The organism is Candidatus Mesenet endosymbiont of Agriotes lineatus (genome assembly GCF_964019585.1).
Lineage (GTDB): Bacteria > Pseudomonadota > Alphaproteobacteria > Rickettsiales > Anaplasmataceae > Mesenet.
This window is the reverse complement of the sequence record NZ_OZ026454.1, coordinates 1013225-1028739: the sequence shown is the minus strand read 5'-3', so window position 1 is coordinate 1028739 and position 15515 is coordinate 1013225. Positions and strand designations below refer to the sequence as shown.

The window sequence follows — 15515 nt, the reverse complement described above, 5'->3', positions numbered from 1 at the left end:
AGTCTAAGCTAAAAATTGTATGAGTAATTTAAAACTATTTTGTTTATTAATGATAAATGGCATCTAAGGCACAGGAATAATGCCTGGTATGGTAGTTCCAAACAATATGGATGAACTTCCAAATGACCTCTTAGAACCTGTACGCGATCTTAAAGATATGATAAAGTCAGAATAATTTTATATGAAAAATATATGAGTAATTCATATCCAAGCGATATAAGTCAAGTGAAATAATTGCACCAGCTCTAGAGTCCTATCGGAAAAAGCTCAATTTATATGATGTATTGTGTGGAGTATTGTACGTTTTGAAGTCAGTGGCCCTAAAGAGTTTCCAAAATAGCGCATGATTATTTTAAGAAGTGGAGTGAAAAGGCAGGTATAGATAAAGAGTTAATATATTATCGTCCATCCGAAGTCGCTAACTGGCAAAGTAGGAGCCACTGATCAATAGAAGCAAGTTTAGAAGGTGAAATAGAAAATAAATGAGAATGAAGAAGTAGAAAAGTTTAAAACACAGATTCATTTGAGCTTATGAGATAGAGCTACAGGTAGTCAAAAAAAGACAAGACCTGGTGCAAAAGAGGAGAAATGGTTATATAAAGAGAGATAGAGCAAGAAAAAGTGAGGCAAGATGAGCTTAAATTAGCATAATATAAAAGAACATCCGAGGAATTTTCAAGATGTAACAGGTCTGACAATAAGAAAATTCGAAAAGGTTATAGAAAAAGTGCGCCCAGAGTGGGAGAAAGTTAAAAAACGGAAATGGAAGAACATCAAAATAGCCTGTGTTGGAAGACAAAATACTTTGTATAATTCTGTATTATAGAACTTACATAACACACCGATTCTTGAGTTACCGATTCAACTTGCATAACTCAAACATCTGCCGATTACTCAAGAAAATGGAACCACTTTTGGCTAAAAAAATCTCAAAAAAAAAGGACAGAACTATGACGCCAGAAAGAATTTTGAAGATATTAGCAGATGTTACAGAACAACCAATAGAACGGCCAAAAGACAGGAAAAAAAGAAAATTGTCTTATTCTGGCAAGAAAAGAGTAAACACGATAAAAACGGAAATCGTTATAAGAGAAGATGGGCAAATTCTATCAGTGTCAAAGTCATACAGAGGTCGAACTCACGATTTTAAGATATGAAAGCAGGAAAAAATGTTACCAAAAGAGAATATAAAGTATGCAGATTCTGGATATCAGGGGTGGCAAAAATTGCAGAGTAACGTTATGATTCCGCATAAAAGGTATCAAAAAAAAATTGCTGACGGACGATCAAAAAGAGCACAATCGGAAGCTGGCATCATTTAGGATGAAAGAGGAGCATAAAATCCGTGAAATTAAGATTTTTAAAATCATGTCGCATACCTATCGCAATTTTCAGAAGAAATACAACATGAGATTTAACATAATTGCTGGTCTCGTAAACCTCAGGCATGAGTTTTAATTGATTCTTGCTGTTGTTGCTGCTGAAATTAATTGCATACCGTTTCTCAGCAGGTCTATATACTTAGCAGCAAAAATAATGAAATTCTTAAAATGCTCATAAAAAGTGGTGGATATGTTGATGTAAGATCTAAATACACCCCTGCACATTGCAGTTTTAAATAACTGTGAAAACGTTGTAGAGATTCTTTTGCAAAACAATGCTAACATTAATACTCAAGAAGAATATGACTGTACGTCCTTACATCTTGCAGTAATTAAAAAAGAATCGTTGAGATATTATTAAGCAAATATTTATTTAGAGGTTAATTATAATGATATTACTATGACAGCTCTGGATATCGCTAAGGCTAATAAAAATAAAGAGATTGAACAATTACTTTTGAGTTTTATTGCAAAATCACACAGTTTGTTGAACGTTCTCAAATTTACAGTCCAAAGCAAGAGAATATAACATATTATCCCATATACTTTCTATATACTTATATAATTTTTATTAATTTATTAACATACAAAATATTAATATATTTTACACATGAATCATGCATTTAAAAGCTCCTAACTTGAGTAATATTACTACTCATAACAGAAATATCATGCAAGCTACTTGTAGGTTTATTTGTATCTATTAAACTTAAACTATTACCGAATAATTTAGGTAGTACTATATCTCTATCAGATGGAACATTGGATAAAACAGTCTCATAGGCTGATTGAATTTCTTCTAGTGTGCTGTTTGGCTTTATAGCAGTACATGGTTTATTATAATAATACTTTTCTTCTCCACTGAATTTAGCATTGTAATAATTGATAATATTGTCAGCTACCGTACCTAAAGCAATTATTACATTTGTTTTGTACGTTTCCATAAATTCTTTGATTTTACTTGATTCTTCTTTGTTTTTATCCTCTTTCAACTTTATCTCAATTAAGTTTTCTAATGAACAAAACAAAGTCTCAACTATTTGATTTTTTTGTATATTCCCACTTATAATCATTTTTCCTAAAGTTGCAGTGTATATATCGTCTTCTGTAATAACTATAGGAATAGATAACTCTGTAATTGTTTCGCATGCCTTTACTTCTTTTAGTACTCTATAAGCTACTTCACGTATTTCATCATGTATATCTTCTTCATCTTTTGATTTTATCTTATTGTACCATCCTAACAAATAAGTCAGTAGTATGATATTACGATCTTGATCGTATAAATTTCTTATATATTCACCTTGCTTTTGCATATTATATCGTTTCACGTTATCAGTTTGCTCTTTCATTGACTCTAATAACTTGTTAGCACATAAGTTATTTAAATAATCATTATCTATATTACATTTATCCTTTATAAGCTCAGCAACATTTCTTAGGCATGTATATATATCACTGTCTTTATATGGTTCAAAATTAGCTTTTATTTCCTCGCAAAGATCTTCTATTCTTTTTAAATCTTCTTTATTTAATTTCCCCAACACTGCATCGTAAAATCCTACCACATTTTGAGATGTTTCTTCTTCTACATTTCCATTAAATGGCTCATTATTCTCTTTGTTCCATGTCTTGATATCTTCAAATCTTGTAGCACTTTCCATCTTTTGAGATGTTTTATCTTTACTAAACAACCCACTAATTACATCCATAGTTGTTTCATAAGCATTAGTTATTGATTCTTTCATCCATACAACACCCTCATTTATCCATGACTTTGGCTTAGTACCACTGCTCTTTGCTGCTAATATTTCTGCTCTTTCTAAGCTTCCTTTTGCATTTGTTACATCTTCTACCTCAACTGCACGACGATGCCTATTATTACCTCTGTGGTGATGTTTATGACGTCTACGTCTTATTGGGTGTGGTGTGGTGTTTTCTAAGTTGCTTACCTTACTTTTCTCTTGCTTAAACTCTGCAATGATATCATGTGGATCACATATAGAAATTACACACTTTGCATTAGAAATTAGTGCATCACTAAAAGTAAATATCATTTCTCTTGCTTCTGGGCTGCCCAACCAATTTTCTACTTTTACAATAGTACTACCTTTAAATGATAAAGTTAGGCTACTACCAATAACCCGCATATCACAATTTAATATAGACTTATCTTTCAGATCTACTATGCCAATTTGATGTTTGTTTTGAGGTTGATTATGGTAAATTTGTAAACCTTGTTCATTATTCGGTTTGTAGTATCTAAAAATATCAATAGGAATAACTTTCACACCTTCTAAGTTAAGTATTGGACTTAACTTCCAATTTTCACCCGTACTTTCAAGCTGCATAGGTATAGTATCATTTAAATAAACATGTAGTTTTTGATACCACTGTGTTCCATTAACTAACTTTACCGTTATAATACTCTTTTCGTAAGGTCCAATTATTACATTAGAATTTCTAAAACCTTTTGACTCTAATTCAATTATCTTTACTTTTAGTAATATTAGTAGGTTATTTTCATCTTGAAAAACATCAGCATTATGGGATATTTCTATTGCTGAAAGTGAATCATTATATTTTTTTGTTAGATATTTCTCTGATGCTTTTATTGCGTTGTGTAAATCTAGTGAATCTACAGAATTTTTCTCATTAACATTATAAACATTAACTTTAGGTATATTGTTACTTTGTTGTTCAGAAGGTGAAGCAATAACATATGTGTTCTCACCACCATTACCGATTAAATGATTTTCACACGTTGGATTACTGTAAAATATTTCATGTGCACCATGTCCTACCACTATGCACTGATTACCAGATTTGACAGTAATAGTTGCATTAAGTCTATCTGCTATTTGTGGGTAACTTCTCACTACTTCATCAACAGATTTATCAGCATTTTGTATTACATAAACATTTTCATATCTATCTATTTTTACTATGGCATTATCTTGAAGATAAGGTGTATCATCATCAGAAATACCTACAATAGTTGTATTAGATCTTTCATTAGCAAAGTTTCTACCTGTTTTAGGTGATAGAAAGCTTAGGGCAATATTTCTAATCATACAATTAGCAACATAATTGTATGTGTTTCTAGTATTTGAAGTTACAATATTCATCAGATCAGAAAGAGTATAACCAAAGAAAAATTCATGTTTAGTGTTTGATGATCTGAATCCAGACTCTCCTGTCATATTAATGTGAACATTTCCTCTACCTACAGGAATAATATGGCTAAAATTGTTAAAAATATCATCATTATGTACTTTAGTATAAGGTTTTACCACTATTTGTAATGGTTCTCTAAGTATACATGAGTGTATAATAATCTCATCAGGATTGCTGTCACTCTCTCCACCTTGGCCATCTATGACCTTTACATTGCAACTAGGCAATATTCTGTCTTTTTTCTTTTCCCTACCTAAAATTGTATGCATATTTTTTATTGTAAAGAATTTCTGATCAGATCTCTTATATACCATTTCTCCTACTTCTGGGTCTATATAGTTTAATATAATTGTCTCATGCTCATTTGGAGCAAAATTAGTTAAGTCCAAGGTGTTATTTCCACCACCACCATTTAATGTTCCCGTGATCCCGTTATTTCTTAAAATAAATACATCATCCTTGTTTCCTCCAAAAAAGGTTTTATTTCCATTACCAATTAGGAAGATGTTAGGACTATCCAAAAACCCAATAGCTTTATCATCACTATCACCTAAATTAATTAAAGTATAATTTCCTGTTCTATCTTGCACATAAGATAAACCTATTGCATTACCGCAGTAGTAAGCTGGATGAGAAACACGTTCATAATGAGGATCCTCTCTGTTATCATTGCTAATGTGCAATTCTCTATATGCTGCACCAGCTCCACTGAGATCACGACGATTTCTTGCTTCACCAAGCTTACCTGGATGACAAAATAGTTCACCAACGTTTTGATTTATGATTTTGCAATACTTTTTAGGTTCTAAACATGATTGTGACATCGCATTGGAATTACAATCAGATCTTGGTACCATTTGAGTAACGCAACGCTCTTCACCCCCTAAATAAGGATTATTTATACGTGCTCTACTCCACATGACATTGCTTCTTTTGCTACTCAAAAGTACTATACTATTCATTTCCTCCTTTATTCGAGTTTTGCACTCTTCTATCTCTTCCATACATTTACCCGCATTTGCATTGCACTTACTACCCGGTAATGGTACTGTACGTTTTTTACAATCATATTTTTCAGGCATGCCAGTAGAGAAAACATAACTTTTTATCTCTGGATGCTGCATTAAAAAATTTAGGCCCTCTTTTGCCAATATATTATTAGCTGCTTCTTCTTCGATTAATTCTCGCTCTTGTTTTGAAGGAGATAAATTCAAAATTCTCCTTACTATTGCCTCAACAGTTTGTTCTCCTGTTAGATGAATTGTTTCTTTCTCATGCATGACATCTTTTACTGCAACATAAACTATTTTAATAGCCATTGCAGCTCCTACCAATATTTCCGCTTCAGGTCCAAGCTCAATTGCGTACTCAGATGCAAGCATTGGCGCAGCGCTTTGCAAAAAAGATCCCGCTAAAACTGTACTATCAAGTGCAATTTCAACTGCAACATCTTCACCAGCTTTAAGTTTTTCAATATCATCCGCCAAACTCTTTACCATAAAATACCAAGTTACAGGAGCAATACCAGTTACCTTACCAAATGCATAATCACCTGCTATTACTGCTGATCCTGCCAATGCACCTTCAACGTTGCCATCTGCAATATTACCAATAATATTACCATACATTTGACCGCGTATAACCCAGCTTACCCTTTTATTTATATTTTCTAATACTCCTGGTCTACCAATAACCTCTCTTATTCCTTCTATATTTTTTTCTTGAATTTCTTTAATAGCATCTTCTGCTTCTGAATTTATAAAACCTAAAGCTTTTATCTTAGTAGAGAATTCTTGTATATCTGAATCTGTAGCTTGATTACTAGATATTCTTGAAGAAACTTCTAACAATTCTTTATATTGTTGAACATTGTTGTCATTAGCTATGCCATACTTTTTTAACATGCTCATAATTTTACTCAACATTTCTTTCATTTCTCTAGATCTAAAAATCTCCTGTATAAGTTTTCTTTTTTCTACCTTATCAATCTCCTCCTCATCACGTGAGTCAACACACTTCATGCCTACTGCTCGCTTTTTTCTATTCTTTGAACAGCTTGGGTTTTCTAATCTCCTTCTCTTAGCTGATGGTTCATCGTTAGGGAAAAATATATTTATAATCTCTTCACTAGTTAGTTGGATCTGGTTTTTTCGTTTTAAAGCACTTTCGCGTATAATTTCTCCATATCTCTCATCATTATTACCTGCCATTGCTCTAGCAATTAATTCTACTATTTTTTTGAATTTTGATTCATCTTTATGTAACCCCTGCAGAGCTAAATCTATAGGAGTCATCTCTTCATTGTTGACAGCATTAGGATCAGCATCATTACTTATTAGATAAGTAATTATTTCTATTGTAGAGAATCGAATAGCACGATGTAAAATACTATCACCATTTTCAAATTCACTTTCAAATCGATAATTTATTACAACAGGATATTTATACACAATGTTTTTTAATAATGTTATGCATTCTTCTTGAATAATTTTATTAAAAAAAGTATCTTTTTGTATAAGATTATCAGACAACATCATATCTTCAACCACTCGTATCTCAACATAGTTAGGATTAAGTATTTTTTCTAAAATCTTTTCAATCACTATAACGTCATTAGAATAATTTATAGGGGCTAATTCAAATAAGTTATCTTTTTTGGTGAGATCTGTGTTGGAGTTCGCTATTAAGATCTTGATAAAATCAACATCTTTCCAACTAGCAGCTAAATGCAAAATTGTTCTACCAAGTGCATCTTGGGTATTAATATTAATATCTGGATCACTCAACATACCTTTTACTTTGTTAGTATCACTTAAAAAAGTGGTATGTAGAATAGAGTCTTTAGCTGCAATATTATCAAAGAATTGTTTAACTCCTATTATATTATCTTGTAGAAGAAAATGTTCTAATAAAAATTCACGTAATGTCTCTTGTTTTGATTTTAGCCCTTCAATGTATTCTTTATCATAATCACTATCTATCTTTTCTTGTTGCCTTGTGAACATATTAAAAAGCTTCTGAGCAGCAAGATATTCAGCAAAAGTTAAGTGAGTAAAGTTTGGCTTTTCATCAACAATGCTATCAATTACCCCAACATAACCATTTCCTTCTTTCATTTGCTCTTTTAAAGATTCTATCTTATCAATTTGTTTTTTGGAAAGTAAGTTGTTTAATTCTTCTTCAAATAGTACATCAAGAGCTAATAACTGACGCTGTTTAAAGAACTCGTTAAACGACAACCTATCACTTGGATTTTTATGACTTTCTTGCTTCCTGGAATACTTATCGAATTTGCACTTAATAAACTTTTCATATAGATCAATCAAATTAAAATTGTCAGGTAGTGAAAAAATATTTTTATCGCTATCGTAAAATTTTTTAAAATTATCTTGTAAATATTCAGCAACCATTTTAAGTTGTAGTGGTACAGCTGTAAAATCTTGACCAAGACTTAAATCATTAGCAAAAGCATTAAGGAATGTTTGAGTACAGATCTCTAAACGTCCTTCGTCTACAGATATAGATTGAGTTTCTAAATTACTTCCAAAGAACTTCTTTAAAAACTCCTTTTGTTCATTTCTAGATAAGGGCTTCAATTCATATGAAGACACACCTAATGCATTTTCTAGCTTATCACACATATGTGTGCGAGTTGTGACCCACAATTTCTTTACTTGAGTCTCTTTTAGAATAGTAAGCAACTTGATGACTTTATCCTTATAAGTAAGGCTAACTTCGTCAAATCCATTAAAAAACAATGCAACTTTATCTTGTTGATTAAACCTATTTTGAAATAATTCCTTCTCTAAAGGAGTGTTTAACCCGATTATCCTTGATAAGAAGTTAATTGCCTTTTCCTTATTATAATTATCAAAAATCTCTGTATTTAGTGCTTGTACATGTTCAATTAGATTAATTTTAACAACCCACAAAGATGGATCGCTTATTTTCTCTTGCTCTGCTAAATGAGTTAATACTACCGACTTACCCATACCAGGCTTAGCAGCTATGATTGCTACTTTATCAGTAATACTCCTTATATTATGTTCTTCTCCCTTACCAAACGTACGTTCTATATAACACTCTTTATCTATACCAGTTAACCCAGGAACAGTATTGCCTATTTTTATTTCCTCACCATCAACCAATTGAGCTAATACTTCTCCATCAACTAAATTTTTTTGATTATCATTTATCAATTTACCCAAAGGTGTATCATTGCCTTGAAAATTGACTGTCTTGTCTAACATTTTCTTTTGTGACTCTGGTGTAAGATCAGATAAGCCACCAATATCATCAGATTTTTCGTCATATTTGTTGCCTATTTGACCATCATTTTTAAACGCATTAGCCAAAGCATTATCATCTTGGGTAATTAAGATGATTTTTTTATTTGGAGTATTTGTTGCAATTCTTATTAGCTCTGAAGATAAGGCTTGTATATCATCTGCTCCATTACTTTTACATTCAATTACTAATAAATTTCCTGTATTTTGTGCTTTAAAAGCATTTAATGCTTTATCTTTTAACCGTAACAAGCCACCTAAAGACAAAAAGATATAACTATCTTCAGCTTTATATGAATTATGGTTTTCTACAGCCTGATTTACTTTAATTGCACTTAATCTAGTATCATGCTGAAACTTAAGATTTAAAATCTGCTTTTGACTCTGGCCTAAAAAAGACTCAACCTCTGTTAATTTATCAGGTTTAAACTTAATATTATACCGCTTTAGTTTCTCACTATATCCAGATGTTGGTCCGGCTATTTTTAATTTACTCACCTTTTGTTTTGCAAAACCAAAGAATTCTTTACCATCTTCAGATGTAAGGAACCTACCCTCTTTTCCTTTTGGCCCTTTCTCTTTCATCCAATTTAACATTTCTTTCTGAAAATTATCTATTACAAGATCAGCATCAATCAGATTGAACTCTTCACCTAGTTCCTTACCAATAATCTTACTTAGTTCAATCTCATTAGGTTGAGCTACCGCAAATACCAGCTTTTCAAGAAAGTTATTTATCTCTACATCTATATTTTGCATGTTCTGCTTTTTTATTTCTTCGCTTTGTTTTAAATGCGTAGCCAAGTCGCCTTGACTATCTTTTAATTGATATCTTTGACCACCATCTTTAAAAAAAACATCATTACCCTTAATTTCTTCAACTGAAATTTTCTTCCCTTTGTTCTTTCCAGATTTTATCACTTTAAGTTGAGTTGGTGATGAATTGTCTAGATCAAAACCAATATTAGTACAGATGATAAAATCTACTAAGTCACCACCTTGGAAAATAGGATTATTCTTGATTTTTAAATAAGAAAGAAAATACTTTGTCAACTCAAATTCACCACCACCTTTCTGTTCTGTAAATAAATCTCCTATTCCGATCTTTTTAGATTCATCCTGTTTATGTTTAGCTTGTAAGAAACGATATTTGTCCTGACCTTGATCAGTATATTTAAACACCAAATCATCAAATTTTTCAGCATCATCCCATTCTGTTGCTAAACGAAAATCATATCCCTCTTTTAGTCCACGGTTCAGGAAGAGCATTAGCAGTTTTAATTGATAAATATTACCGTGTAAGCTGTGCTTGAGCCCAGATGCTCGGTAAGTTTCACGTGCATTAGACTGTGGGGGTGGCAATTGACCAAGCCTTGACCGGTTTGGATTTAGATCACCATCGGGATTAGGTCTTGGTATTCTTGATTGTTGATTATCTGATCTGAGTATCGGTTCAAAATGATTACGGCCACCATTTACTATGTGTATTGTATTGACTGCATCATAATCAACCTCATCCTCACTGATAGACCTAGAACCTGTACCATCTATGATTTGGTGTATCCATCCTACGTTAGGGTGGTCTTCACCAACATGCAATTCTACACTATATTTTTGACAAAGAATTCTACCTTCAATGTCAGGATCTCCCCATCTGTTGTGATCCATAATATTTTCTGCATATTTACTAGGGATTTCGCTACGTACCGAATTATCTTGATTACGACTATTAGCAATAGCATCTATGAACCATTTTAGTGGATTATTTTGTGCAAACTCTTTACAAATTCCCCGTAATTGCTCAACACTAACTTTTATTCCTAATTGTTCTAGTCCCTGTCTAAACGAATCAAAGAAGCAATCCCCATTTGTTATTGCTTTCCCTATCTCAAAATTCTCTGGTAACTTAAGCACAGAAGACTGCTGTTTACCAGAATTAGAAGGTTGATCTACATCCATTCGCTGTCCAGTACTAGAACCTAAATATCCTGCCAATCCCTTTGACTGATAAGACTGGCGCTCTGCTAATAGAGTTTCATGTAATTCTTGTTTTAAAGTATTGAAATCTTCATCTTGAGGATCTTGTATCACGTTTTTCCCTAATGTTACTAACTTATCTACTTTAGATTGTATATAGTCTAGAGCACCTAGAATTTTACTTTCTAATCCAGCTATCCCAGTACCTAGACTAGGTTTATCATTATTGCTGCACGGTATTGCAACAAATCCACCTTTCTTTACCCACGTCTCAATAGGTGCAAATTCCTTATCCATCAGAGCTTTAAATTCATTTATATTAGGTGTATACCCACCACAGAAAGTAGTAGTTATTCCTATTGCATTTCCATTAATTCCACCATTGTTCGGTAATCTATCGTATGGTTGTTTTCCTGCTCCTGTCGGTCTTGTGACTGAAGCCTGTCCTCCACCTCCAGGATTAGTTCTATCCATTCTATACTTTGCATTATCGTTATCATCAAATAAGAATAACAGATTGGGATAATTTCGTAATTGTTCTTCAGTATACCAAGTTTTCAATAGCACAACTCTATTTGCTGGTGTTGGCATAGGCTGCAAACTATCACTTGATCCTGGTTGAGCCCGTCGAGCTTCTAGTTGAATGATGATGTCTTTCTTATTAGCATGACTGCTACTTAAATCGTTAGCTAGATCAAGCGGTGTATTACCTTGTTTATTTTTAATATTGATATTTATGTTAGGTACTTTTAGAAGAAGGTCAACTATGTCATGATGTCCTTTAGAAACTGCAACATGTAGTGGTGTATTATTGTGATCATTAGCGTCAACATCATTAATATTGCGTATTTGAGTAAGCAATCTTTTAATTTTTGCTATTTTATCTTTTGGGGGATTGCCTGTTTTGTGTTCCCTAATTGCAGTAAATAGCTTGGCAATATTAATATCGCTAGGATCATATTGTCGCTTCTGTCTACTAAGCTGACTAGAAGGGTGCATAGTATCGAATAATATAGATTTTTGCTCTACACTACTTACTTCAGAATGCACAGCCCCATCAAAGGCACTTTCCACCATATCAGCTTTTGAAACTGAACTATGATCTGCATTAGAAGTATTGCTAAAATCAATTGTCATAAAATCCCCCCTGATTACATCAACTGAGTTATCTCTATACAATTAATGATTGAATTGCAATACTATATTTTATAAATTTCTCATAATTTTATCTATAGTAAAAACAACTTATAATTTATTATAGATATTGATTTTTATTATTAATCAAAAGAGTAAAATGTACTATTAATCTATTAAAAATCTTAAATACTAGATCAATTAAGATATTATTTTATCTGTTATCACATTTAATAAATTTAGTATAGTACTTGAAGTATACAATTTTTAATATATCTTCTATAAACAATTAAATCTATATATTTTAACTGAAGCTAGTGCTAACCCAAAATATTATATTTACTGCATTTTACCTGTTATGATCCTCCTCTTTCTCTGAAAGGTAAGTACCTTCATTACTTTATACGATTACTAGAATATACTACTATAATCCATTTTACAGTATTAAAGGGCGAAACAGAGAGCAAGTTTTGAGAAACTGGAATGGTCCACCATAGCAACTTATATGAACTTTTCTCCATTCTAATATCGGCATAGCCTAAAAGCCGCAGCGGTAACCCTCTCTATCTCACATACATGTACACCTCGATACTCAATTACACTGCAAAATTACCTCCTATTTTATTTTCCATAATGTAATACTTTCAGCTCTCTTTCTCTAAAATATTGGTACTTCCTTGTGGTTTTGAGAGTAAAGTCAATATTTGAATTTTGGTTGGTGCTAATTTCATGTTCCATTTTCATAAATTTGTTAATGTGAAACGCTACCTATCCCATATCATAAGATATGGCTCTTTTAAAAAACATCAGAACATTTTTTAGGAGTAAAGCTTACCCCAAAGCCAAAAAAAGTAATAATGATGATAAGAAATCATTATTAAACAAAACAGAAAACGTTTCACCAGCAAATAAAGAAATTAAAACAAAGAAAAAATCTTATACTTTACAAGCCACCCAACCTTTTTCTGAAAAACAAGAAGTTTCTGTTGGGGAATCTGTTTATTCTGAAGATAAAACTCAACAAAAAAATTCTGCAAACCTTATCAATCTTGGAATTGAAATTAAAGAAAGCAAAAAGATTGTAAGTGAAGTATCAGAAGAAAGAAAAGAAGAGATACGAAAGAAAATTCAAGAAAGAATAGATAAAGCAAGGAGGAAAGGCTTCCGTCAAAGGAAACTGTTAGATAAATGGAAGTATGCAGCTAGAGAATTTGGCAAAGCTAGTACAAAATCAAATGATATAATTGCTAAAGAACAGCAAGTTTCTATAGACTTAGATAACAAAATGTTATTCAATCATCAAAGTAATAGACTTATCAAAAATCCACCTATAAATGAAACCCCTGCTTATATTAGGGAAGTTGGCACTAAAGAAAGGAAAGGATATAAAGACTTTGGATATGAAACTATTGCAAAACGCTTTTCTCCTGAAGAACAAGAAGAGCATACTAGAATTCCAAAAATTAGATTCCAAAATTAGATAGTGGTAAATTTAGACTGTATGATCAAAGTGGTAAGTTGTATGATACAAGCAATGAAGAAAGCAAAGGTATAAAAGGATTAGTAGCATATGCTGTAACGCTTAGTGGTGATTTAGTGACTTCTCCGCATATTCAGCCAGGTAAAGGGGTTGATTTTGGTTATTATCATTCAACCTTGCTTGGAGGGAAACCTGGTTTATGTTTTGGTATGGTGGAAGTTAGAGATGGTGAAATTACTTACATTGATGATAATAGTGGACATTATAAACCAACTCAGGAAAATTTATATAATGCTGTTAAAAAATTACGTAACTTATTTGCAACTGATGCTATAGTATCTTCATATTCACTACATACCCCTTATGTAAACACAGAAGAAATTAGATATTCTAAAGATACAGAAAAAATAGAACAATTTTTGAAAAGAATGGAAGAAAAAGGAAAAGATGGCCTTACAAAACCCCAAAGTTACTTTGAAAACATGCGTAAATACAATAACGAATATAAAACTTCGTTAACTTATAAACCTGTCCATGTTTTTAACAATAACCCTAAAATGGCTGTGGAACATTCTATAAGGAAATTTATTGATGCTGGCTTTGGAAATAAACCAACTATTGATATTGATCAAAAAACTGGCAAAATAACTGTTTCATTTAAAGATCGAGATATAGCTTCACAATTTAGAAATAAGTTTAGAGAGTGTAATCATAAATGTGGTAGTGGAAGAGTACTATCGGAATCAGGAAGTTACTTGTATGTTATACGCAGTAGTCAAAAACATTTTGCTTCTTTTTTAAGCAATGAGCTAAAGATAGATTTAAAAGATGTTAAAATGTTAAATAATCAACTTATTTCAAAATTTAACCAAGGTGAACAAAAAATAGAAAAAAACAGTTTTGAGCAGAGAATTTTAAAAGAAAAAGGTCAAACAAGAATAATAGAAATCTAAAAAAAGAGTATAATTAAGTTATTAAACTTAATAATATCTTGAAATATTTATTACCTAATTAATAAATTACTTAACCAATACTATCTATAATATTCCCCTTCTAACAACAAAACTGCTATGCTGTAGATGGATAGGTGCGTGGATGACGTATATAAAAATTATTACCTCTCGTAGTAAAACCATGTGATTTCATAAACGGTTTTATAAGCTCCATAAACGGACCAAATATATTTTGATATGCCATACTAATTCTCCATAAAAATTTACAAACTCCACGTACGTGGACGGGCTTTAAGGCGTACTTCTATAACAGGAGATTTTATCTTGTCTTCCTTCTTTTATAAACCTATTGTTTTTTCTTTCGTTTTTTACTCCGGTACAATTCCCTCTCCCTTTCCAGTTCTTGCGCATAAGCTTCATCTATCCATCTTCTTTCTCTCATAAAGGTATCGTACTTTCTTTTTAATCCAGTCGACTGGGGATTATTTTGTACAATTTTACCTAATTTATTTAACACAATATTTAGTTTTTCTTCTTCACCTGAAGCTAAAAAGAAAGTAGCTAAATATTGTAGATCATCACTATTAGGCTTTTTATAGGAAAACAAAAGGCTTTTTAATTGTTCATCAGTGATGCGCTGATCGATTGCAGGAATGGCAAATTTTGCTATCAAGGGACTCACTTCATCAAAAAGTTCTTTAGCGTCTACTTCACAAATGGTATCGCTTGATGTTACATAATAACACCTCCACCACCAATCAGATATAGGCCACCTGTCTGCAAACCCCTTTTCGATACTTTTAGAGTTAGCAAGATTTATGCACTCAGGACTTTGTTTAGGAACTAAAGAATCAATACGCGTGCGCCAATGACCATCCCATTCTGAGGGATATTTCTTTACTTCTTTTTCACCAAACTCAGCTAAAAAAGCCTCAGCTAAAATATATGAGTAAATACTGATATTGATAGTAAATTTTGAAAAATATTTTTGAAAATTAATAATTCCTATATTTCCTTGCGGGTGACGCTTATAAAAATTATTATTTTTTTTAGTAAAACCATGTGATTTCATAAATGGTTTCATAAGCTCCATAAACTGATTAAATATTTCTTCTTCTTGATCCAT

The 15515-nt window shown here is 31.9% G+C and carries 6 protein-coding genes and 1 pseudogene; 4 read left to right on the top strand and 3 right to left on the bottom strand.

Annotated features, from left to right (window positions below):
• The first annotated feature begins 652 nt into the window (after positions 1-652).
• Positions 653-1458: pseudogene (locus tag AACL19_RS04795) on the top strand (transposase family protein).
• A 141-nt stretch (positions 1459-1599) separates the two neighbouring features.
• Positions 1600-1743 (top strand): ankyrin repeat domain-containing protein, encoded by a 144-nt coding sequence (locus AACL19_RS07105; RefSeq protein WP_410519881.1) that lies wholly within the window; start codon positions 1600-1602, stop codon positions 1741-1743.
• 262 nt (positions 1744-2005) lie between these two features.
• On the opposite strand, the gene AACL19_RS04790 is transcribed toward AACL19_RS07105, so the two are convergent.
• Complete coding sequence (locus AACL19_RS04790; protein WP_339045373.1) at positions 2006-11959, bottom strand: ankyrin repeat domain-containing protein; 9954 nt, start codon at positions 11957-11959, stop codon at positions 2006-2008.
• A gap of 784 nt (positions 11960-12743) precedes the next feature.
• Between AACL19_RS04790 and AACL19_RS04785 the strand changes: the two genes are divergently transcribed.
• Positions 12744-13436 (top strand): hypothetical protein, encoded by a 693-nt coding sequence (locus tag AACL19_RS04785; RefSeq protein WP_339045372.1) that lies wholly within the window; start codon positions 12744-12746, stop codon positions 13434-13436.
• Positions 13437-13474: 38 nt separating this feature from the next.
• Positions 13475-14389 carry a hypothetical protein gene (locus AACL19_RS04780; protein ID WP_339045371.1) on the top strand — a complete coding sequence of 305 codons (915 nt, stop codon included), beginning with the start codon at positions 13475-13477 and terminating at the stop codon, positions 14387-14389.
• A 115-nt stretch (positions 14390-14504) separates the two neighbouring features.
• Here AACL19_RS04780 and AACL19_RS04775 read toward each other — a convergent pair whose 3' ends face one another.
• Together AACL19_RS04775 and AACL19_RS04770 are read right to left on the bottom strand one after the other, a co-directional pair.
• Complete coding sequence (locus tag AACL19_RS04775) at positions 14505-14633, bottom strand: hypothetical protein (RefSeq protein ID WP_339045370.1); 129 nt, start codon at positions 14631-14633, stop codon at positions 14505-14507.
• A 102-nt stretch (positions 14634-14735) separates the two neighbouring features.
• Positions 14736-15515 carry a DUF4304 domain-containing protein gene (locus tag AACL19_RS04770; protein WP_339045369.1) on the bottom strand — a complete coding sequence of 260 codons (780 nt, stop codon included), beginning with the start codon at positions 15513-15515 and terminating at the stop codon, positions 14736-14738.

Bases quoted from the DNA above. Each gene is read 5' to 3' on its own strand.
- AACL19_RS04775 (WP_339045370.1), bottom strand. From the start codon at position 14,633: ATGGCATATCAAAATATATTTGGTCCGTTTATGGAGCTTATAAAACCG.
- AACL19_RS04770 (WP_339045369.1), bottom strand. From the start codon at position 15,515: ATGGATCAAGAAGAAGAAATATTTAATCAGTTTATGGAGCTTATGAAA.
- AACL19_RS04785 (WP_339045372.1), top strand. From the start codon at position 12,744: ATGGCTCTTTTAAAAAACATCAGAACATTTTTTAGGAGTAAAGCTTAC.
- AACL19_RS04790 (WP_339045373.1), bottom strand. From the start codon at position 11,959: ATGACAATTGATTTTAGCAATACTTCTAATGCAGATCATAGTTCAGTT.